This is a genomic window from Streptomyces sp. NPDC048484 (assembly GCF_040651415.1).
Classification (GTDB): Bacteria; Actinomycetota; Actinomycetes; order Streptomycetales; family Streptomycetaceae; genus Streptomyces.
In genome coordinates this window covers 1-20,110 of sequence record NZ_JBEZJY010000054.1, presented here as the reverse complement: position 1 = coordinate 20,110, position 20,110 = coordinate 1, and the positions used below count along the sequence as shown (strand labels likewise).

At 68.0% G+C, this 20,110-nt stretch carries 15 protein-coding genes; 9 read left to right on the top strand and 6 right to left on the bottom strand.

Features of this window, described 5'->3' with window-relative positions; translation table 11 throughout:
- Window positions 1–68: 68 nt before the first annotated feature.
- Window positions 69–2,381 carry an MMPL family transporter gene (locus AB0D14_RS37730; protein ID WP_362787743.1) on the top strand — a complete coding sequence of 771 codons (2,313 nt, stop codon included), beginning with the start codon at window positions 69–71 and terminating at the stop codon, window positions 2,379–2,381.
- Window positions 2,382–2,499: 118 nt separating this feature from the next.
- On the opposite strand, the gene AB0D14_RS37725 is transcribed toward AB0D14_RS37730, so the two are convergent.
- Window positions 2,500–3,612 (bottom strand): crosslink repair DNA glycosylase YcaQ family protein, encoded by a 1,113-nt coding sequence (locus tag AB0D14_RS37725; RefSeq protein ID WP_362787740.1) that lies wholly within the window; start codon window positions 3,610–3,612, stop codon window positions 2,500–2,502.
- Between the two features lie 234 nt (window positions 3,613–3,846).
- The gene (locus tag AB0D14_RS37720; RefSeq protein WP_362787738.1) at window positions 3,847–4,236 is read right to left on the bottom strand and encodes a hypothetical protein; all 390 of its coding nucleotides are present in this window, start codon (window positions 4,234–4,236) and stop codon (window positions 3,847–3,849) included.
- 268 nt (window positions 4,237–4,504) lie between these two features.
- Here AB0D14_RS37720 and AB0D14_RS37715 point away from each other — a divergent pair, with 268 nt between their 5' ends.
- Complete coding sequence (locus tag AB0D14_RS37715) at window positions 4,505–5,260, top strand: transposase family protein (protein ID WP_362787807.1); 756 nt, start codon at window positions 4,505–4,507, stop codon at window positions 5,258–5,260.
- A gap of 415 nt (window positions 5,261–5,675) precedes the next feature.
- Window positions 5,676–6,887: an AAA family ATPase gene (locus AB0D14_RS37710; RefSeq protein WP_362787735.1), complete on the top strand. Its 1,212-nt coding sequence runs from the start codon at window positions 5,676–5,678 to the stop codon at window positions 6,885–6,887.
- A gap of 85 nt (window positions 6,888–6,972) precedes the next feature.
- Here the strand turns inward: AB0D14_RS37710 and AB0D14_RS37705 are convergent, their stop codons facing one another.
- Window positions 6,973–7,170 (bottom strand): ferredoxin, encoded by a 198-nt coding sequence (locus AB0D14_RS37705; RefSeq protein WP_362787804.1) that lies wholly within the window; start codon window positions 7,168–7,170, stop codon window positions 6,973–6,975.
- Window positions 7,171–7,241: 71 nt separating this feature from the next.
- Window positions 7,242–8,462, bottom strand: a complete 1,221-nt coding sequence (locus AB0D14_RS37700; RefSeq protein WP_362787732.1) for a cytochrome P450 — start codon at window positions 8,460–8,462, stop codon at window positions 7,242–7,244.
- 309 nt (window positions 8,463–8,771) lie between these two features.
- On the opposite strand from AB0D14_RS37700, the gene AB0D14_RS37695 reads away from it, so the two are divergent.
- The gene (locus tag AB0D14_RS37695; RefSeq protein ID WP_362787729.1) at window positions 8,772–9,425 is read left to right on the top strand and encodes a TetR family transcriptional regulator; all 654 of its coding nucleotides are present in this window, start codon (window positions 8,772–8,774) and stop codon (window positions 9,423–9,425) included.
- A 160-nt stretch (window positions 9,426–9,585) separates the two neighbouring features.
- Here AB0D14_RS37695 and AB0D14_RS37690 read toward each other — a convergent pair whose 3' ends face one another.
- Window positions 9,586–11,031: a glycoside hydrolase family 43 protein gene (locus AB0D14_RS37690; RefSeq protein ID WP_362787726.1), complete on the bottom strand. Its 1,446-nt coding sequence runs from the start codon at window positions 11,029–11,031 to the stop codon at window positions 9,586–9,588.
- Window positions 11,032–11,546: 515 nt separating this feature from the next.
- Here AB0D14_RS37690 and AB0D14_RS37685 point away from each other — a divergent pair.
- Both AB0D14_RS37685 and AB0D14_RS37680 read left to right on the top strand, forming a co-directional pair.
- Complete coding sequence (locus tag AB0D14_RS37685; protein WP_362787724.1) at window positions 11,547–11,918, top strand: four-helix bundle copper-binding protein; 372 nt, start codon at window positions 11,547–11,549, stop codon at window positions 11,916–11,918.
- 112 nt (window positions 11,919–12,030) lie between these two features.
- The gene (locus AB0D14_RS37680) at window positions 12,031–13,248 is read left to right on the top strand and encodes an acyl-CoA dehydrogenase family protein (protein ID WP_362787721.1); all 1,218 of its coding nucleotides are present in this window, start codon (window positions 12,031–12,033) and stop codon (window positions 13,246–13,248) included.
- 352 nt (window positions 13,249–13,600) lie between these two features.
- Here the strand turns inward: AB0D14_RS37680 and AB0D14_RS37675 are convergent, their stop codons facing one another.
- Window positions 13,601–14,284 (bottom strand): TetR/AcrR family transcriptional regulator, encoded by a 684-nt coding sequence (locus AB0D14_RS37675; protein WP_362787718.1) that lies wholly within the window; start codon window positions 14,282–14,284, stop codon window positions 13,601–13,603.
- A gap of 192 nt (window positions 14,285–14,476) precedes the next feature.
- On the opposite strand from AB0D14_RS37675, the gene AB0D14_RS37670 reads away from it, so the two are divergent.
- The 3 genes from AB0D14_RS37670 (at window position 14,477) to AB0D14_RS37660 (ending at window position 19,108) form a co-directional block, all read left to right on the top strand.
- The gene (locus AB0D14_RS37670) at window positions 14,477–15,661 is read left to right on the top strand and encodes an NAD(P)/FAD-dependent oxidoreductase (protein WP_362787715.1); all 1,185 of its coding nucleotides are present in this window, start codon (window positions 14,477–14,479) and stop codon (window positions 15,659–15,661) included.
- Between the two features lie 2 nt (window positions 15,662–15,663).
- The gene (locus tag AB0D14_RS37665; RefSeq protein ID WP_362787713.1) at window positions 15,664–16,545 is read left to right on the top strand and encodes a VOC family protein; all 882 of its coding nucleotides are present in this window, start codon (window positions 15,664–15,666) and stop codon (window positions 16,543–16,545) included.
- A 196-nt stretch (window positions 16,546–16,741) separates the two neighbouring features.
- Window positions 16,742–19,108 (top strand): MMPL family transporter, encoded by a 2,367-nt coding sequence (locus AB0D14_RS37660; RefSeq protein ID WP_362787710.1) that lies wholly within the window; start codon window positions 16,742–16,744, stop codon window positions 19,106–19,108.
- Window positions 19,109–20,110 lie beyond the last annotated feature (1,002 nt).

Genomic DNA, 20,110 nt, shown 5'->3' with positions numbered 1-20,110 from the left:
GAGATCACCCCGTTCCCAGGCTTCGCTCCCGTAGAGGGAGCGGCCGCCGGCCAGACCGGGAGTACACCATGTCGTTGCCGCACCCCCCGCAGGACCCCGGCGGGGGCCCCGCCCGGACCCCGGCCCGCGTATCGCGGCGCAAGGGACTGCTGCGTCCGCTCGGCGAGTGGTGTGCGCGGCACTTCGTCGTGGTCCTCGCCCTGTGGCTGGCCGCGCTGGTCGGGTTTCAGGTGCTGCACCACGCGTACGGCGGCGAGTACTCCGACGACTTCTCGCTCCCCGGCACACAGTCGCAGGACGGCCTCGACATTCTCCAGGCGCACGAGCCGGCGGCCGGCGGCTACAGCAGCCAGGTGGTGCTCCACGACGCGGACAAACCGCTCACCGATGTGGCCGGCCAGGTCTCGACCGCCGTAGCCGATCTGCAGAAGCTGCCGGACGTACTCTCCGCCCAGAATCCGTTGCCGCCGTCCGGGACGACGCAGCCACCGCCGCCCTCCGGCACCACGAATGTGGGCCCGCTCTCCACCGATGGCAGGACGGCGTACATCACCGTCCGGTTCAGCGTCCAGCCGTCCACGCTGGACCCCGACTATCTGGACGGCGTCGACAAGGCCGTCCAGCCGCTGCGCGCGGCGGGCGCCGACGTGGAGTACGGCGGCCCGCTCGGCGAACTTGCCCGGCCCGAAGCGGACGACCGGACGAGCGAGGCCATCGGGTTCGGGGTGGCCATCCTGGTGCTGTTGATCGGCTTCGGCAGCGCGCTGGCCGCCGTGCTGCCCCTGGTGACCGCCCTGGTCTGCGCCATCTGCGGACTGGCCCTGCTGGGGCTCCTCGCCGCCGCGTCCACCTTCGCCACCGTTTCGCCGACACTCGCCACGATGATCGGGCTCGGGGTCGGGATCGACTACGCGCTGTTCCTGGTCACCCGCCACCGCCAGAACCTCATCGACGGAAACGATCCGGTGACCGCCGCCGGCCGGGCCGCCGCCACGAGCGGCCGGGCCGTGCTGCTCTCCGGATGCACGGTGATCATCGCCCTGTCCGGTCTGTGGGTCTCCGGGATCAGCTTCATCGGCAAGCTCGGCCTGGCCGCCGCGGTCACCGTCGTCACGGCGGTGATCGGGGCGCTCACCCTGGTGCCCGCGATGCTGGGACTGATCGGCCGCCGCATCGACCGGATCCGGGTACGGACCCCCATCGCTGAGACGACGGCCGAACCAGGTGAGGAGGCGCACGGCAGCTTGCACCGGTACGCGAAGCGGGTGGAGCGGCGGCCGTGGTGGTTCCTGGGTGGCGGCGTGATCGCACTGGTCATCCTGGCGTTCCCGGTCTTCTTCATCCAGCTCGGGCACATCGGTGACGGCGCCGACCCCAAGTCCTTCACCGACCGGCGGGCCTTCGACCTGATGTCTTCCGCCTTCGGCCCCGGGGCGAACGGCCCGCTGACCATCGTGATCGACCAGAGCGCCGTACCCCAGAGCGACCGTTCGGCGCTGGCGGCCCAGGCACAGAAGGCCCTCACCGGTGTGCCGGACGCCGCCACCATCACCCCGCTGAAAGCCACCTCCGACGGCGATGTGCTGATCGGAACCGCCTACTCGGTGGCCGCACCGCAGGACGAAAAGACCACCGGTCTGATCAACCACCTCACCGACGACGTCCTGCCGAAAGCGGTGTCCGGGACTGCCGCCGACAGCTATGTGACGGGCACGACCGCCGCCCAGGTCGACTTCCTCGACATCGTCTCCAGCAAGCTGCCCCTGATCATCGCGGTGGTCGTGGGACTAGCCTTTCTCGTCATCCTGGTCGTCTTCCGCGGGCTGCTCGTCGCGGTCAAGGCGGCCGTGCTCAACGTGCTGTCGATCGCGGCCTCGTACGGTGTCGTGGTGGCCGTCTTCCAATGGGGCTGGGGCGGCCCGGCGCTGGGTGTGTCGGGCGACGTTCCGATCGAGAGCTACGTACCGATGATGATGTTCGCCATCGTCTTCGGGCTCAGCATGGACTACGAGATCTTTCTGCTGTCCCGGATCCACGAGGCATGGCTGCGCACCAAGGACCCGAAGGCCAGTGTGGCCCACGCCCTGGAGATCACGGCACGGGTCATCACCTGCGCCGCGCTCATCATGGTCAGCGTCTTCGCGGCCTTCATCCTCAGCGACAACATCGTGGTGAAGATGCTGGGCCTGGGCCTGGCCGCCAGCGTGCTCATCGATGCCACGATCGTCCGGCTGCTGCTGGTGCCCGCCGTGATGACGCTGCTGGACAAGTCGGCCTGGTGGACGCCGAGATGGCTGGACCGGATCCTGCCGCACCTGGACGCCGAGGGGGGCGACCCGGACCCCCGGCAGGGCGAACCTGCGGCCAGGACGGAACCGTAACACCGCCCGGACGGCCGGTAGTTCACCGAGCGGGCCGCCCCGATCGGGACGCCCGCGGCCGGTGTCGGACCTGAGCCGGAGGTCTGTCGCAGCCTCAGGCCACTCGCTGAGGCGCAGGTCACTTGCTCAGACGCAGGCGTACGTCGGCCGCGCCACGGGCCGAAGCCACGACCGCGGCCTCCGCGTCGAGCTGGGGAGTGAGGCCGACGGGCAGAGGACCAAAGGGAGTGACGGTCAGATCGAGCCGTCGGCCCGCTGCCCTGGCGCGCCAGGTGCCCAGGATCTCCGAGCCGACGAGCAGCGCGCCGGGGCCGCCGATCGCGCGCCAGATCTCTTTCTCCCGGCTCTTGACCGGTACAACCAGCTCCCGGTCTCGCGCCTGTAGGAACGGGTCGCCCGGCGGAAGCAGCCGTACGAGCCCCGCGCTCTTCGCCGACAGCAGGGCCTCGACGGCGGACGTAGGGAGCCATGCCTTCCTGCCGTCCACGCCCACTTCGGTCACGTCGTCCGGCCACACCGCCTTCACCACGGCGGGCCTGGTACCGAGGTACTTCGCCACGTCGGCGGGCGTGGCGGGGCCGAGGAAACGCAGGTACGCGCGGATCACCGCGGAGGTTTCGGCGGCAGCGGTCGGAACGGGAAACCGTTCGCCCACCGGGCTCAGGACGGTCCGGCCGGCTTCCGCGCCGACCGCGACTCCTGCGAAAATCCCGGCCTGCTGGAACAGGAGCCCGGAAATGTGCCGTGCCCCGCAGGGCGCGCACCAGAACGTCAATGACTTCGGTACGGCCGTACTGACCGCGGTACTCACCTCGCCCTTGCCCATCGGCCCCGTCACCACCGCGCGCAACGCCTCGGCGGTGACCTGGAAGGCCCGGACACCGAGTTGCGCACCCTCCTTGATCAGGGCGGTGCTGATCCTCGCCGTCGCGTCCGCGTCGTCCAGCGGCCACAGGGCGGCGGCGAGCGCGGGGAGTTCCGCAGGGCGGTGCAGATGCGGCGCACCGCGGAACGACCAGACGCGCTCCAGGCCGACCGGCGACGAGCCCCGGGCCGCGAGGGCCTGCCGGGCCGACCCGCTCGGGGTGTCCTGCACGCCCATGGCCAGCACATCCGGGTCGGACCAGGAGCGGTCGAACCCGTGTACCGCCACCCGGTAGGCCATCGCCTGTTCCCGGCTCACTTCGATCCGGTGCGTACCGCCCACGATCACACCCTTCGCGGTCAGCACCGCCAGCTTGAAAAGGGCTCAGTGGCATCGAGGCCGTGTTCGACACTCTCAAAGGCCGGCTCAGCCTGGAACAACACGGCAGCGGAGCCTTCGCCGGAGTCCTCACCCGCACTGGCCGACGACTCCCCACCCTCGCAGCTGGAGTCTGGCAGACGGCAGACGGCTTTACGCGTTAAAACTCAGCAGTACTGAAACGGGCTCCGATATTCTTTCGGAGCCCATTCATATCTGGCACTAGCAGGAGATGAACTTGGCCCCTGTGCCGCCCTCGGAGATGTTGCCGTTGGGAGCGGTTACGAGGCTCATCGTCCGGTAGTTCTGGGTGTAGCAATTGATGGACGCCTTGATGGTGCCGCTTGAACTGTTCGAGCACTTTGACGCGGCCACGACCCAGCCCACGGCTGGGTGAAATACCTGCAAGTAGACGCAGCCCTGCTTGGCTCCGCTGTAAGTGAGGGCGGATACTATCTTGCTGCCAGACTTGACGGGAGCCTTGGGGCTGTTCGTGAGCTGGATGGTCACGTCATCCGGTGATGTTGCGGTGCTGGCCTGTGCCATTGAGGCACCACTCAGCGCCAAGGCAAGACCCGCTCCCGCTGCGGCTAACGAGCGAAGCTTCTTCATTAGGATGAGTCCCCCTATTTCGCTGGATCGAGAAAGCAACAACAGAATTACGTTCACTTATACCCCTCGTCAAGACCTGGGGTATAAAAATAGGGGGAATCTTGGAACGTCGTCGAAGTGACGTCTTTGGTAGGGGTGTGTTAGGGGTTGCATTGAGCCCTTTTCAAGCTGGCGGTGCTGACCGCGAGTTGGACTGTCCTGCGCAACGATGAAGCTCCTGGTAGACGGATTCTCGACCAAGATCACCCGTGTCCGCCAGGAGCTTCGCGTGCTTGTCCACCCGTCCTCGATTGATCTGTCCAGCCGCACCTTGCGGTTCCTGACCGGACAACTGACAGCCCGGCGGCAGGAGATCGGAACGCGGTGGCGGCGCCTTCCTGCCGGACGTCAGGCTCTGCTCGCACTGGCCCACCTGCGGTGCGGTGACACTTACGCCCAGCTCGCCGCCGGGTTCGGCATCGGGATCGCGACCGTGTACCGCTACATACGTGAAGCCGTCGAGGCCCTGGCCGCCCTCGCCCCGTCCCTGGACGAGGCGATAACGACGATCCGGGCGAAGGCGTTCGTCCCTCTCGACGGCACCTTGCTGCCGACCGACCGGATCGCCGCCGACACCCCGTACTACTCCGGGAAACATAAAGGCCATGGCATGAACGTCCAAGTCCTCACCGATCCCTTCGGACGACTGCCCTGGGCCTCGCCGGCTCTGCCCGGCTCGACTCACGACCTGACCGCCGCGCGGCAGCACGGCATCATCGAAGCCCTCGCCGATGCGGGGCTCAAATGCTGGGCGGACAAGGCGTATCAAGGCGCCGGCGGATCCGTCCGGGTTCCGTTTCGGGGCCGCCGTCTCAAGCGATGGAAGCGCCGCCACAACACCACCCACGCCAAGATCCGCTGCCTCGGCGAGCGAGCCATGGCCATCATCAAGGGCTGGCGCCTCCTGCGGAAGCTGCGCTGCAGCACCAATCGAATCACCAACCTGGTGAAGGCCGTCCTCGTCCTTCACCAGGCATCAGCGTGAGGTTGGAAAAGGCTCCGTGTACGTGGTGGAGCGCTCGATGAGGCAAAGCGACACAGCAGCCCCCTCTGCGGATGGGGGCTGCTGTGGGGTCGCCCTTCAGTCAGCTATTTGTGTCAGCACCTTGCCGTGCCGGCTGGAGACTGCAGTTTCATGGAAGCAGCCAGGCTGGCTACGTACCAATATCGGATGTATCACCGGTTTCGGCGGTCGCGAAGAATTCTGGGTGTAAAGAACGCGACGATGAGCGCAATAACGCCGCAGGCGATCCCGAGCGCAGCCCACTTACCCACTCCCACTATCCCCAGTACTGCCCCCGCGATCAGGCATAGCAGGACAACGAGCAAGAGCAGTGCGTTCTGCCGGTTCATGATCACCTTTCGGGAGTTAATCGAGCCACGACTGGACGGCTTCTGTAGTGGCGATCGGCGACGAGTTGTCGGACCGTTTCTACGAGCGGGCCGACGTGGTGCGGACGCTGGTGGTGACACTGCTGGCCGGACAGCACTCGTTGGTGCTGGGCCCGCCCGGAACGGCGAAGTCGGAGATGGCCCGGGAGCTCACCGGCAGGATCGACGGGGCGTCCTACTGGGAGATCCTCCTATCGAAGTTCACCGCGCCGACGAGGATGTTCGGTCCCATCGACGTCGCCGCGCTGGCCCGGGGCGAGTACCGCCAGGTCTACGAGGGCCGTGCCACGACCGCGCATGTCGCGTTCATCGACGAGATCTTCAAGTGCTCCACGGCGGCGCTGAACGAGACGCTGGGTTACCTCAACGAGCGCATCTACCACCCCGAGAGCGGCGGCGAGCCGATCCGTTGCCCCCTAATCGGGGCCATCACGGCGAGCAACGAACTGCCCACCGGAGAGGACACGGCCGCGATCTACGACCGGCTGCTGGTGCGGATCGAGGTCGGGTACCTGGCGGACCCCTCGAACCTCGCGGCGCTGGTCCGCTCCGCCGTCAGCCGCCCGGCGGCACCCACCCGGACCACCATCGAACTGGCCGCGCTGCAGCACGCCGTGACCGAAGCCGTCCCCGCCGTGGGCGTACCCGACCTGATCGTGGACGCGGTGTGCACGCTGCGGGCCGCCCTGCGCCGCAAGGAACTCGTCGCCTCCGACCGCCGCTGGCGGCAGGCGGTGGGCCTGCTCCAGGCATCCGCGTACCTCGACGGCCGGCCGGCGGTCGCCGAGACCGACCTGTCGGTGCTGACACACGTGTTGTGGGACTCCCCGGCCGAGCGCCCGACCGTCGAGCGCGAGGTGTTGCAACTGGTCAACCCCGACGCCAAGGAGGCACTCGACCTGGCCGACGCCATCGAGGAGCTGGAGGCCCAGCTCGACGCCATGGCAGGACAGTCCCGCGAGGCGTTGAGCGAGTGGGTCATCAAGAAGGCCCACAACAAGCTCGCCATGGCGGGGAAGCGACTGGAGAAGCTGCGCGAGGAGGCGGAGGTCGCCGGCCGCTCCACCGCCGCCGCCATCGACCGGGTCTTCGGCCTGGCTATCGGCGTTCCGCAGGCCGTTGAGGCCGGCTGGGTCCTGGAGGCACTGTGCGACAACCTCCGCTCCATCGAGGACCTCACCGACGTCCACGCCGCCGCCGACCTCTTCCGTGTGATCTGACCAGGGGCCGGTGCGTGATCAGGCGTGATCAGGCGTGATCAGGGAGGAAGGATTCCCTCAAGCCCTGCGGGAACGGTTCAGGCGGTCATCCGTCGCTGAGGGCGATGGCGGCGGCGGGACAGACGGCGGCCGCGTCCCGGACGGCCGCATGCTGCGCGTCGACCGGCTCCGCGTCGAGCAGGACGACGACACCGTCCTCGTCGCGCTGGTCGAAGACTTCCGGCGCGGCCAGTACGCAACTGCCGGCGCCGCAGCACTTGTCCTCGTCCACGGCGACCTTCATGGTCGCTCCCCTCTTCTCGGCCGGTTTGCCCGCCGTGCCCTCGGTTGGTACGCCGGTCTCGTCGGAGCGTGTCACCAGCGCACGGGTACCTCGCGCAGCCCGCCGACGGTCAGCCCCTCGACCTGCTGCAACTCCGCGACCGGCACGGCCAGTTCGAGGCTCGGCAGCTTGCGCAGCAGGACTTCCAGGGTGACCTGGAGTTCGGTGCGGGCCAGAGACTGGCCCAGGCAGGAGTGGGCCCCGGCGCCGAAGGCGAGGTGGGGGTTGGGGGCGCGGGTGAGGTCCATCTCGTCCGGGTCGGGGAAGACCTGTTCGTCGCGGTTGGCGGCGGACAGGCCGCAGAAGACGGTGGTGCCGCCCGGCAGCACCGTCCCGTCGAGGTCGAAGTCCTCGGTCAGGTAGCGCCGGAGGCCGTAACCGCCCAGGTTGGCGTCGGAGCGCAGCACTTCCTCGACCGCGGTGCGCACCAGGGTGGGGTCCGCCAGCAGACGTTCCCAGCGGGTGCGGTCGGCCAGGAGCATGGCGGTCATCTTGCCGATCATGTTCGCGGTGGTCTCGTGTCCCGCGACCAGGAGGCCTATGGCGGTTGCGACGAGTTCGAGGTCGGTGAGTCCCTCGCCTTCCGTGCGGCTCTCGTCGATCAGCATGCTGATGATGTCCTCGGCGGGCCGGGCGCGCTTGACCGCGACGAGGTGGGACATGTAGGTCACGAACTCGGTGTAGGCCGCCTTGGTCTCCTCCCTGCTGTAGCGGTTGACGTTCAGGAACGCGTCGGACCAGTAGGAGAAGCGGTCCCGGTCGTCGGCGGGTGCACCGAGGAGGCCGCAGATCACGTAGACCGGCAGCGGGAAGCCGAGGGCGGCCCTGAGGTCGGCGGGCCGTCCGCTCTTGACCATGGCGTCGACGAGGGCTTCGGCCATGTTCGTCATGCCGGGACGCAGCGCCGTCATGCGCTTGGCGGTGAAGTACTTGCCCAGGAGCCGTCGCCACCTGAGGTGGCCCTCTCCCGTGAGCTGGATGGGCAGTGACATGTCGCTGTTGGTGGAGACGCCGCCGGCTCCCTCCGGGGCGATCCTGGCGCTGTCGTCCTCCGCGGTCGGGCGGGAGAAGCGGGGTTCCAACAGGAGGGCTTTGACGTGGTCGTAGCGGGTCAGGAGGGTGCCCGTGTCTCCGCTGGGGAGTTCGACGGTGGCCACCGGGCACTGCTCGCGCAACCGTTTCCAGTCGGCCGGAGGGTCCAGGGGGCCGTCGGTGGGTATCGGCAGACGGAGGCGGGGGGTGTGCTGACTCATCTGACATCTCCAAGGGGGAGAGCACGATAGGTGGCACAGCAGTGGCTGCCCGGCAGAGGAGCGATTATTTAAACCGAAAGGTTTATTTAACGTAGTGGCGCAGGGATCCTTCTTCAAGGGCCCACCGGAGGTGTGGCCGAATGAGGCCCTGTGCGTCGTGAGGCCCTGTGCGTCGTGGAGGAGGCAGGCCTGAACCGCCCGTCTCGTTGCGTACGCTTTCGTTGTTCGGCCCCACCGGCCCGGTCGAGGATCCGCGGCGGCCCGGGGGCGGGCCGTCGTGGGGTGGAGTGATGTCCCGAGGTGGTGATGATGGCGGGCAGGATGAGGCGGGACGAGCAGGTCAGTGCGACGCGTGAGGCGCTCCTGGACGCGGCGGAGCGACTGTTCGCGGAGCACGGGGTGCACGCGGTCGCCAACCGCCGGATCAGCCTGGCCGCGGGGCAGGGTAACAACGCCGCCGTCAGCTATCACTTCGGCGCCAAGACCGATCTGGTGCGCGCCATCGCCCGCCGTCATGCTGAAGGGGTGGAGGTCGGCCGTCTGCGTATGGTGGCCGAACTCGGTGACTCCGCCGACCTGCGGGACTGGGTGGCTTGTGCGGTCCGCCCCGTCACTGAGTATGTGCAGGCTCTGGGCAGCCCGAGCTGGCACGGCCGGTTCATCGCCCAGGTGACGGCGGACCCGGCTCTGCGTGCGGTCACGTCCGACGAGTTCGTGGCCGCCTCACCGTCGATGCGGAAGCTGCAGGAGGGCATGAATCGCTGCCTGCCCGACCTGCCGGCCGAGGTGCGCGCCGAACGTACCGCCATGACGCGTCACCTCATCACCCAGATGACTGCCGAGCGGGAGCGTGCTCTCGCGGACGGCAAGCCGACCCCCCGTGCCAGTTGGCGCGAGACCGCGAACGGTCTGATCGACGTCATTGTCGCTCTGTGGCAGGCGCCGGTCACGCGGGAAAGCTGACGGCCGGCCTGTTCGGCGGCCCTGTTCCGGCGGTCCACCGAGCGGATGATGTGGATCTGCCCGTCGAGCGCCTCAACTTGTGAACCGCGTCTTCCTGCTGTCACCGATATGGCTGTCACCGATGTGCGACGGCTCCTGCCGGGCGAGGTTGCCGCGCAGTTCAGAGGGGGTTCACCGCCACGAACGAACTGTCCTGCCCGAAGAGCTCGGTGCCGTCCGACGGGGCCACGCGCAGCTGGTAGCTGTAGTGGCGCAGGTAGTAGCCGGGGTAGTTGTACGACTCCAGGCGTACGGAGCCACTGGCGCTGCCCGTCCGGGCGACGAAGGTGGCGTCCCTGGCGAACGTGGACGAGCCGTCGTTCGCGTCGAAGCGGCCCCGGAAGTCCCAGTGCCGCAGGTAGTTGCCGGCCGCGTTGCGGAAGGAGTAGCCGTTCCCGTCGGCGAGACCCGCCACGACGGTGAACGTGGACGCCTGCTTCTCCGCGGCCGTGCTGGAGGAGGTCACCACGGGAAGGTTCAGCAGGGCGGACTGGTCCTGCCAGTTGCGGGTGGTGAAGTTGCCCGACCGGAGCGAGCGCGTGACCCCCTTCGGCAGGCTCACCCCACCGGAAACCGTCTCCTTGACCACGGTGAAGTGACGCGCGGTACCGGAGATGCCCGGCAGTGCCTTGGGTGCGCTCCAGGTGGCGAAGGTGTCGTAGCTGTCGCTGTAGTAGTAGCTGCCGTCGCCGTAGCCGTCGAAGAAGATCCGCCACGCGCCGTTGTCGAGCTGTGTCAGCGCGGGGCCCTCACGTGTGCCGCCCCAGCCCGCCCAGTTCCCGGTCCGGCTGATGGTGTACGGCCCGGTGAGCGCGGTGGCCGTGGCGTACTCGATGTACTTGGATGTCTCGTTCTTCGTGAAGGCGTGGTAGGTCGAGCCGAGCTTCACCACGAACGTGTCGATGTGGTTGGCGCCGATACCGGAGAGCGCTACGGGCGAACTCCAGTCCATGAGCGCCGAGTTGGTCGCCCTCAGTCGATACGGGGTGAAGATCCACTCGTCGTTGGTGGTTGAGCAGGACACCAGGACGTTCACGCTGCCGTCGCTGTCGACGAACCACTCCGGCGCCCAGGCGCGCGACAGATTCGAGAGGGGCACCGTGTAGTCGTACAGGAACGTCCAGCTGGACCGGTCCGAGCTGCGGGCGAAGCCGATGGTGGTGCTGGTGTCCTGCCAGGTGTGCGTGGTGTAGGTGATGTAGTAGTAGCCGTCGGTGTGCTTGAAGATGCTGGCGTCACGGATGCGGTTGGCGGGCGGGGTGTACGCGGACGCCTTGAGGAGCCGGAAGTCCGTGGCGTCGTCCGACTGGTAGACGTTCACGGTGCCGTCGTTGCTGTTGAGGAACGGCACGATGGTGTAGCGGGTGGCCGATCCGCTGGGCGGCGCGGCCGCCGCTGCCGCGCCCAGCAGGCCCGGCAGTCCGCCCACGGTGAGAGCGGAGGCGGGCACGGCGGCGAGCGCCCGCAACAGGCTCCGGCGCGAGGGCGTGAAGGGTGAGGCGGACCGGAACGCGCCGGTCTCGTCCGGTGTGACGGCGGATCCGGCGGGTCTGTCTGGCGTGATCATGTGCGGCTCTCCTTGTCGGCGCGTGCCTGCGTCGCTGCGTCGCTGTGTGCCTGTGTGCCTGTGCTTCTGCCGTTCGTGACGTGCTGGACGTGATCGTGCTGGACGTGGTCGTGCTGGACGTTCGGGTGGTGACGGCAGGTAGTGCGGGCCTCGTGGGGTGGGCCCCGGGGTCGTCCGTCCCGGGGCCCGCCCCACGAGGTGGTTCAGAATCTGGCTCCGATCGCCGTACCGTCCCGGGGGACCAGGAAGTCCCGGGCCGGCGGCAGGGAACCGTCGGACGAACGCGGTCCGGTGACGGCGCCCGCGTCCGTGCTCACGACCGACGACTCGCCCCATGTGCCGTGCGCTCACCGAAAGCTTGACGATATGTCGAACATGGTTCGGCAAGCCGGTCAACCGGTCAGAACGTAGAGCGCGGCCAAGGTCACGTCAATAACTTCGACACGCCGAGCCACTTGGGCCCCGCTTGCTGCCCCTCCTGGTTTGGTGGGGCGGTGTCCGGCTACCCGGACCGTGTGTCAGTCACAGAGCTACAGAAACTCGTCCGATTCCTCGAGGACCGGTTCGCCTGCGCGCAGGCCTGCACGGAGTGCGCGCGAGTCTGTGCCCTGCGTGCGAGCCTGGCCGACCTCGACGGCCCCGAGGACCAGCAACTGATCCGGCGCAAGGGCATCTTGTGCGCAGAGGTCTGCGACGCGACCTGCCGTCTCCTGGCGGAACAGGTCACGCAGTCCGAGGACGCGATGCGCGTACAGGTCGAATGGTGCCGCACCGTCTGCCTGGAGACCGCCCACGTCTTCGACCGGAGCCCAGGCTCCGAGGAAGGCGCCCAGGCCTGCCGGGACTGCGCCAAGGCCTGCTCGGAATTCCTCGACCTGCTGAGCTGATCCATCCGTCGGCCCGCGCGGCTTCGTCGCCGGCATTCCCAATTTCTGGAACACGTTCTACGGTGTGCGCCGTCAGGTCCGGTCGGCCGGAGCAGTGAGCCAGGGAGGCGCCGTGCACCTCGAATACACGCCGGAGCAGCAGGGGTTGCGCACCGAGCTGCGCGCCTACTTCGCCGAGCTCGTCCCGGACCACGCGCACGTCCCCCCTCATGGTCCCGAAGGTGCTGTCCCCGCGGACGACCCGGCGGCGCGGAAGCGCTTCTACCGGGACACCATCCGCCGGCTCGGCTCCGACGGCTGGCTCGGCGTGGGCTGGCCGAAGGAGTACGGCGGGCGCGGTCTGACGCCGATGGAGCAGTTCATCTTCTTCGACGAGGCCGCCCAGGCCGGCGTACCGCTGCCGCTGATGGCGCTCAACACGGTCGGTCCGACGGTCATGCGGTTCGGCACGGACGAGCAGAAGGCGTACTTCCTGCCGAAGATCCTCTCCGGGGAGATCGACTTCGCGATCGGCTACAGCGAGCCCGACGCGGGCACGGACCTGGCCGCCCTGAAGACGAAGGCGGTCAGGGAAGGAGACGAGGAGACCGGCCACTACACGGTCAACGGCCAGAAGATCTGGACGACGAACGGCGACACCGCCGACTGGGTCTGGCTCGCCGTCCGTACCGACCCCGAGGCCCCGCCGCACAAGGGCATCAGCATGCTCCTCGTGCCGACCTCCGACCCCGGCTACTCCTGCACCCTCATCAACACACTCGCCTCGCACGACACCACCGCCAGCTACTACGAGAACATCCGCGTCCCCGCCTCCCGCCGCGTCGGCGAGGAGAACAAGGGCTGGCGGCTGATCACCAACCAGCTCAACCACGAGCGCGTCACGCTCGCAGCCCACGGCACCATGGCCGTCCGTGCCCTGCACGACGTCCAGCGCTGGGCCATGGAGACCAAGCTCGCCGACGGCCGCCGTGTCGTCGACCTGCCCTGGGTGCGGCGGAGCCTGGCCCGGACCCACACCAGGCTCGACGCGATGAAACTCCTCAACTGGCAGATGGTGAACGCCGTCCAGGACGGCACCCTCACCCCGCAGGACGCCTCCGCGGTCAAGGTGTACGGCTCCGAGGCCCGCCGTGACGCGTACGCCTGGCTCATGGAGGTCGTCGCCGTCGCGGGCGTCCTCAAGGAGGGCTCGGCGGGCGCGGTGCTCCACGGCGACCTGGAACGCGGCTACCGCTCGGCCGTCATCTTCACCTTCGGCGGCGGCAACAACGAGATCCAACGGGAGATCATCTCGTGGATCGGTCTGGGGATGCCACGGGTTCGGCGTTAGCGGCTTGTGTGACGAGGATTTTTACTTGGCACAAAAGAGGGTTAGTTGGCATCAAGATCCGCGCCGGGGGCACAGGCGATGATGCGTCACCTCGAAGGCCGAGGGTGCGGGCAGCGGTACTGCACGCGATGCTCTCCGATCTTCGACCCATTCTGACCGGCTGCGTGGGCGAGTGAGGCCTGCGTGCGAACTCGCCGGCCACGGACATCTCCAGGCATATGCAGCTCCTGTACGAGGCCGCCGAGCAGGCTCCCCGCTGAAACGCAGAGCCCATAGTCCGCCGTGGCGGATTGCGTGGGGCTGTCGGCGGTTCACCGGCCGTCCGTCACTACCCGGCTGCCGGCGGATGTGCTCACTGCGATGGGGAGTGCGCGAGGATGCCGCGGATGAGGATGTCGATTCCCCAGTGGAATCGCTCTTCGCCGGTGCCGGAGAGGATGTCGTCGCGGGCGGCGTGGACGCGGGGGTATTGGCTGGCTGACGTCCGGGCGAGGGCCTGCTCGATCGGGCCGCCGGGCTTGGCCGCTCCTGTGTCCTGGGCGTGTTCCGCCACGGTGGCGGTCACCAACATGGTCAGCAGGTCGATGGCCCAGGCTGCGTTCGCCTGGTCGACGCCGGCCTCGGCGAGGAGTTCGAGAAGGGCTTCGCTGATGCGCAAGGCGTTGGGGCCGACCGCGGTGGTCTGGAACGCCATCCGGGCCAGGGCGGGGCTGCGGGCCAGCACCGTCGCGTAGGAGAGCAGAAGTCCTTCGAGTCGGTCGCGCCAGGAGCCGCTACCGCCGGTCTCGACCGCCTGCAGGGCACGGTCGAGGACGAGAGCCTGCAGCTCGCTCATGCCGTCGACGTAGGCGTACAGCGAAGCCGGCCCCGTGTCGAGCGCCTTCGCGATCTTGCGGAGGCTCAGGGGCGCGCTGTCCTCTGTGCTGATCTGGCGCAGCGCCTCATCGACGATCGAGTCCCGGCTCAGCGGCGGTTTCGCCGGTCGGTTGCGGCGGCTCTCCACATGGGATTCGCGGAAGGGATCTCTCTCAGGCACGCGGAGACGGTATTCGTCACGAACGCCACCGTCAACCGCTTGACGAACACTGTTCGCGACGAATAGCGTTCCAGTAGTGGTTGCCGCTGGACACACGACTGACAGTGCCCGTGAGCGCGCTCCCGCGACGGGGCTCTGCGGCACCTCGTCGGACACCTTCTCCTTCGCCGCAGCCAGAAAGGGAATGAGCCCATGTCGGGACGTAGCGTTGCCGTCGTCGGTGCAGGCTTGAGCGGCTTGGTCTGTGCGCGGATTCTCCAGCGCCACGGCATTGCCGTCACTGTTAACGAGGCGGATGCGGCGCCGGACGAGCGGCCTCAGGGCGGCTTGCTGGACATCCACGACGACACCGGCCAGATCGCGCTGAAGGAGGCCGGGCTGTATGAGCAGTTCCTCGCACGCACGCACACCGGCGGTGAGGACATACGTCTGCTCGACAAGAGCGGGCGGGTGCATGTCGACCGGCGCGAGCCGCCGGGCGGCCGGGGCCGTCCCGAGATCGGCCGGGTCGATCTGCGGCAGCTGCTGATCGACTCGCTGGAGCCCGGCACGATCGTGTGGGGGCGCAAGGTGACCGGTGCGCGGCCGGCACCCGGTGGGCACACCCTCGAGTTCGCCGACGGTGCGGCGGCGAGCGCCGATCTCGTGGTCGGCGCCGACGGCGCATGGTCGCGGATCCGACCGCTGCTGACGCCCGCCAGACCCTCCTACACCGGGATCACTGTGGTGGAGTTCCGGCTGTCCGACGCGGCGGCCAGGCACCCCAAGGCGCTGGCACTGACCGGGCGGGGCAACTTCTTCGCACTGTCGGACAACAAGTACATCGGCGGGCACGGCGGGGACACCATCACGCTCGGGTGTGGCCTGCGCGTGGCCGAGGACTGGGCCGCCACCAGCGGTATCGACTGGGATGATCCGGCATCCGCCCGTACGGGGCTGCTGCGGGAGTATCCCGACTGGGCCGGCGAGCTGACCGATCTGATCCGTGGGTGCGACGACGCGTTCTGGCTCCGGCCGATCTATGCCCTGCCGACAGGTCTGACCTGGGAGCGGGTGCCCGGTGTGACGCTCGTTGGGGATGCCGCGCACCTGATGTCGCCGTTCGCGGGCGAGGGCGCCAATGTGGCGCTCATCGACGGCGCCGACCTCGCACGCGAGATCGTCTCCGGCGCCGACGTGGAAGTGGCCCTGTCCCGCTACGAGGAGACGATGTTCTCGCGCGGAGCGAAGGCTGCCGCGGGGTCGCAGCGGGGCCTGGACCTGATGTTCGTCAAGGGCCGGCCGGGGAAGCTGATTCTGTTCTTCAAGGCCATGGGGGTCGCGGCGAAGGTCGCCAGGCCGTTCGAACGCATCCCCGCTTCCGGGAAGGGGAAGTGACCATGACACCCTCACGGCCGACCGGACGGATGGATGCCCAACTGGCCCTCGGAGCCGTTGAGTTGACCGTCGCAGACCTTGAGCGCAGCCTAGACTACTACACGCGCTCCATCGGCCTTCAGGTCCTCGACCAGACTGCGGACAGTGCATCGGTGGGTGTGCCGGGGCGCGTGCTCGCACAGCTGCGGGAGCGCCCGGGGGCCTTTCCCGCGCCTGCTTCGGGGCCGGGGCTGAGTCACTTCGCGCCGCAGGTCCCCACGCCCGGAGACCTGTGGCGGTTCGTGAAGCACTACACGGCCAACCACACCGATGCCAAACTGGCCGACCACAGCGTGGCCCGCTCCTGCTACGTCAATGACCCCGACGGCCATTGCGTGGAGATCACCTGTGCCCGCCCGCGCCGGGAATGGCGCTGGCAGGGCGAAAGCCCGGCCGTCGTCGCGGAACGGCTGACGATGGAGGACTTCACCGGCGAACCCGGCGCCGACGCCCCGTTCGAGGGGCTGCCGGCGGGCACCGAGATGGGGCATGTGCAGCTCAAGGTGACGGACGCGGAGCTGCAGGACAGCGAACCCTTCTACACCGGCCTGCTCGGACTCGATGTCCAGGGCCGGCTGGGGCAGATGTTCCTCGCCGTCGGCGTCACCCAGCATCGCGCCCTGCTCGTGATGACCAACCGCTTCAGCACCGGCCGCACCGAACCCGTACCCGAGAACAGCGCGCACCTGATCGGGGTCGACCTGCTGCTGCCGACGGCACAGCAGGTGCACGCACTAGCCCAACGGCTCACCGCGGCCTCCTATCCCCATGCTCTGGCCGGAGCCACGCTGAAGGTGCACGACCCCTCAGGAAACCTGCTGCGCTTCACCGCCAGTGCGGCCTGACCAGCACCTGGCACGTCCCCCGTTTTGACCTGCAGTGCGATGTCCGCTCACCGCCTCGTTGGCGCCATTCCCCACGGCTCAAGACCGTCGGCCCAGCCGGCCGTGCTGCCTCTTTGACCGAGGAACCCTTTGGCCTGCCCGGCTCACCGGGCGGGCCCGCTTCCCGCCATGAGCGGCCGACCATGTGGAGACACCGATGAAGGCTCTGTCGAGGTTCGCGACCAGGCACCGATGGTGGGTGATCATCGGCTGGATCGCGGCGATCGTCCTGATCCAGATGTTGTCCTCATCGGCCGGCGGCGCCCGGTACAAGGACGACCTCAAGATGCCGGGCACCGACTCCCAGGCGGCAGCCGACCTGCTGGCCAAGGCGCACCTGGCCCAGCAGAGCAACCCGACCGGCACCCTGGTCCTGCATGCCAGGACCGGCACTCTGGCGAGCGAGCCCGACGGCTTCATCCAGCGGGCCGACAAGGCAGTCTGCGGGGTGAAGGACGCCCACATCGCCACCATCACCACCCCATGGGGACAGGTCGCCTGCACCCCGTCCGACGGCAGGAGCGATACCGCACCCCGGCCCGACCTGCTCAGCCCGGACAAGAAGACGGCCATCGTCGAGGTCGCCTACAACGAGGCGAAACCGGCCGACACCACTCCCAAGGTGGTCTACGACCACCTCAAAACCCTGCGCTCGCACACCCTGCAGATCGAGTTCACCGGTGACTCCTTCGACAGCGTCGACGCACCCACCCCTGTGCTCTCCCCCCAGGTCCTGGGCTTCCTCGCGGCCTTCGTCATCCTCGCCATCGTCTTCCGCACCTTCGGCGCGACTCTCCTGCCGATGATCAGCGCGGCCGCGGCCCTGGGCAGCGGCGTGGGACTGATCGCCCTGCTCACCCACGTCATGCCGGTCACCGACTTTACCTCGGCCCTGGCCGACCTGATGGTGATCGGCGTGGGCATCGACTACGCCCTGTTCATCGTCACCCGTCACCGACGCAACCTGCTCAAGGGCATGAGCGTCGAGGAATCGATCACCGCCGCGCTGAGCACCGCAGGCCGGGCCGTGCTGTTCGCGGGCATCACCGTCTGCATCGCCATCCTCGGCCTGTGCGCCCTCGGCGCCGGCTTCCTGTACGGCGTGGCGGTCGGCACCGCGATCGCCGTCAGCCTCACCATGCTGGCCTCACTGACCCTGCTGCCGGCCATGCTGTCGCTGCTCGGCCGACGGGCCCTGCCCCGCTCCCAGCGCGAAGAGCTGCCTTCCGACAAGCGAGTCAAGCTCCTGCTGTGCGTGATCCCGCCGCTGTGCGTCCTGTTCTGGGCGCTCTATCTCCTGCAATGGGCGCTGCGGCCGATCACGGCACGGCTGGCCGCACGCCGCACCGCCTCGACCCGCCCGCCGCTGTGGACCCGTTGGGCCACCCTCGTCCAGAGCCGATCTGTGATCGCCGGTGTCCTCGCCGCCTTCATCCTGGCCGTCCTGGCTCTTCCGTTCTTCTCCATGCGCATAGGCCACCCCGACCAGAGCAACACCCCGGCCTCCTCCACGAGCCGCAAGGGCTACGAACTGATCCAAGAGGCATACGGGCAGGGCTACAACTCCAACCTGCAGTTGGTCGTCGCAGGACCACGCGCCACCGACAAGACGTACCTGAACACTGTCACCGACACCCTGACGGCCGTTCCCAACGTCAACAAGAGCAGCATCACCGCGCTCCCCATCAGCAAGGACATCGCGCTGGTCGCGTTCAAGTCGATCAGCAGCCCACAGGACGCGAAGACCGTCGACCTGGTCAACTACCTGCGTGAGGCGGCCCTCAAGCCACTGCACCCGGACGGCAACACCAAGATCTACGTCTACGGCGAGACCGCGATGTTCGCCGACTTCTCCGCCTCCCTCTCCAGCAAGATGATCTACTTCATCCTCGCCGTGGTCGGCCTGTCGTTCCTGCTCCTCATGGTCGCCTTCCGCAGCGTCGTCGTCGCCCTCACCGCAGCCGCCATGAACCTACTGGCCGCCGGCGCCTCATTCGGCGCCATCGTCGCCATCTTCCAGTGGGGATGGCTCAGCGAACCCCTCGGGCTGGGAGCCGGCGGCCCCATCGAAGCCTTCCTGCCCGTGCTGTTCTTCGCCATCCTCTTCGGACTCTCCATGGACTACCAGGTATTCCTCGTCAGCCGCATCCACGAGGAATGGGTCCACAGCCGCAACAACCACCGCGCCGTCACCGTCGGCCTGTCCGAGACCGGCGGCATCATCACCGCAGCCGGCCTCATCATGATCCTCGTCTTCAGCGGATTCCTGCTCGGCAACGGACTGACGACCAAGCTCCTCGGCCTCGGCCTCGCCCTCGCCGTCTTCCTCGACGCCTTCATCGTCCGGCCCATGCTCGTCCCCGCCCTCATGCAATGGCTCGGCAACGCCAACTGGTGGTACCCGGCCTGGCTGGACAAGATCACACCGCAGGTCACAATCGAGGCGCACGAAGAACCCGAAAGCCCTATCCCCGCCAACGCCCTGGGCCTTCACCCCGACCCCGACAAGGTCAGTGAACACTGACCCTCCCCACCCGTCACCCAAGTCCGGTGCCCACCGCAGGTGTGTGGTGGGCACCGTCTGAAGGAGACGCTGCCGTGCCTGCTTGTTCAGGAGAAGACCGCTAGCCTTGCCGACGTCCCCGAGACCGTCAGTGCGCTGCGGGTCTGTGACGTGGTGCTCTGGATGCATCACCGTACGGATCATCAGCAGGGGAGTTGTACCGGGACCTGAAGTGCGTCGGCCGCGCACGAGGGAGTCTTACGCCCAGAGGGCAGATGGCCCCTGGTCCCGCCGAAACACCCCGTGACCTGCGGTGTACCAAAGTGCCAACCATCTCTTTGATTCCGTACTTCCAGGAGTTGAACCTAGTTGGCATCAGCGCAGGTCACGAGAGCCGCCTGATGCCAACAAGCGATCCTGGTCACAGCTTGTGACGAGGATTTTCAGGTGGCACCACAAGAGGGACAGCCGGCATCAAGGTCACCGCCATTTCTCAGAGGTGACGGCGCATCACTTTGATGCACCTGGGAGCGTGGGTCGGTAACGAGCAAGGAGCCTGCTGATCGTGATCGACGGGATCGGTCGCGGTCGCCCCGCCGGCGCCTGTGAGGCTGTGGTCGAGGCTCTGCCCGTCGGATGCGCGGCCTGGTGGGGCCGTGACTGCCCGGCTGGTCAACCGGCGGTTCCGGCGAGTCCGGCGGTTCCGGCGTGTCGGAAGACGCCCTCGCCCTGCTGGACGCCGGGCAGCACGTCTGACGCACCACATCCCTGGCTCCGGGGTTTGGCTCTCCGGGGCACGGCCCGACGCCAGCAGGTTCTTTCCGGCTGGGACTCGGCTGGTGCCACCGGATAGCACGTTCTGCGCCGCGGAAGCTGCTGGAAGACCCGCGTTCGGTTCTTCGCCGGAGCCGAGTTTCTTGGTCATCGACCTATGCCGAGACCGCGACTATGCCGAGAAGGCTGCCGGCAAGCGTGATCGCGGGCTGCGCGGCGGCTGTTGTGCTCGGCATAGTCGACGGCGGG

Excerpts from the sequence above, each read along its gene's own strand:
- AB0D14_RS37720 (WP_362787738.1), bottom strand. The coding sequence starts at position 4,236 with ATGAAGAAGCTTCGCTCGTTAGCCGCAGCGGGAGCGGGTCTTGCCTTG.
- AB0D14_RS37665 (WP_362787713.1), top strand. The coding sequence starts at position 15,664 with ATGACACCCTCACGGCCGACCGGACGGATGGATGCCCAACTGGCCCTC.
- AB0D14_RS37730 (WP_362787743.1), top strand. The coding sequence starts at position 69 with ATGTCGTTGCCGCACCCCCCGCAGGACCCCGGCGGGGGCCCCGCCCGG.
- AB0D14_RS37695 (WP_362787729.1), top strand. The coding sequence starts at position 8,772 with ATGGCGGGCAGGATGAGGCGGGACGAGCAGGTCAGTGCGACGCGTGAG.
- AB0D14_RS37660 (WP_362787710.1), top strand. The coding sequence starts at position 16,742 with ATGAAGGCTCTGTCGAGGTTCGCGACCAGGCACCGATGGTGGGTGATC.
- AB0D14_RS37705 (WP_362787804.1), bottom strand. The coding sequence starts at position 7,170 with ATGAAGGTCGCCGTGGACGAGGACAAGTGCTGCGGCGCCGGCAGTTGC.
- AB0D14_RS37700 (WP_362787732.1), bottom strand. The coding sequence starts at position 8,462 with ATGAGTCAGCACACCCCCCGCCTCCGTCTGCCGATACCCACCGACGGC.
- AB0D14_RS37670 (WP_362787715.1), top strand. The coding sequence starts at position 14,477 with ATGTCGGGACGTAGCGTTGCCGTCGTCGGTGCAGGCTTGAGCGGCTTG.
- AB0D14_RS37690 (WP_362787726.1), bottom strand. The coding sequence starts at position 11,031 with ATGATCACGCCAGACAGACCCGCCGGATCCGCCGTCACACCGGACGAG.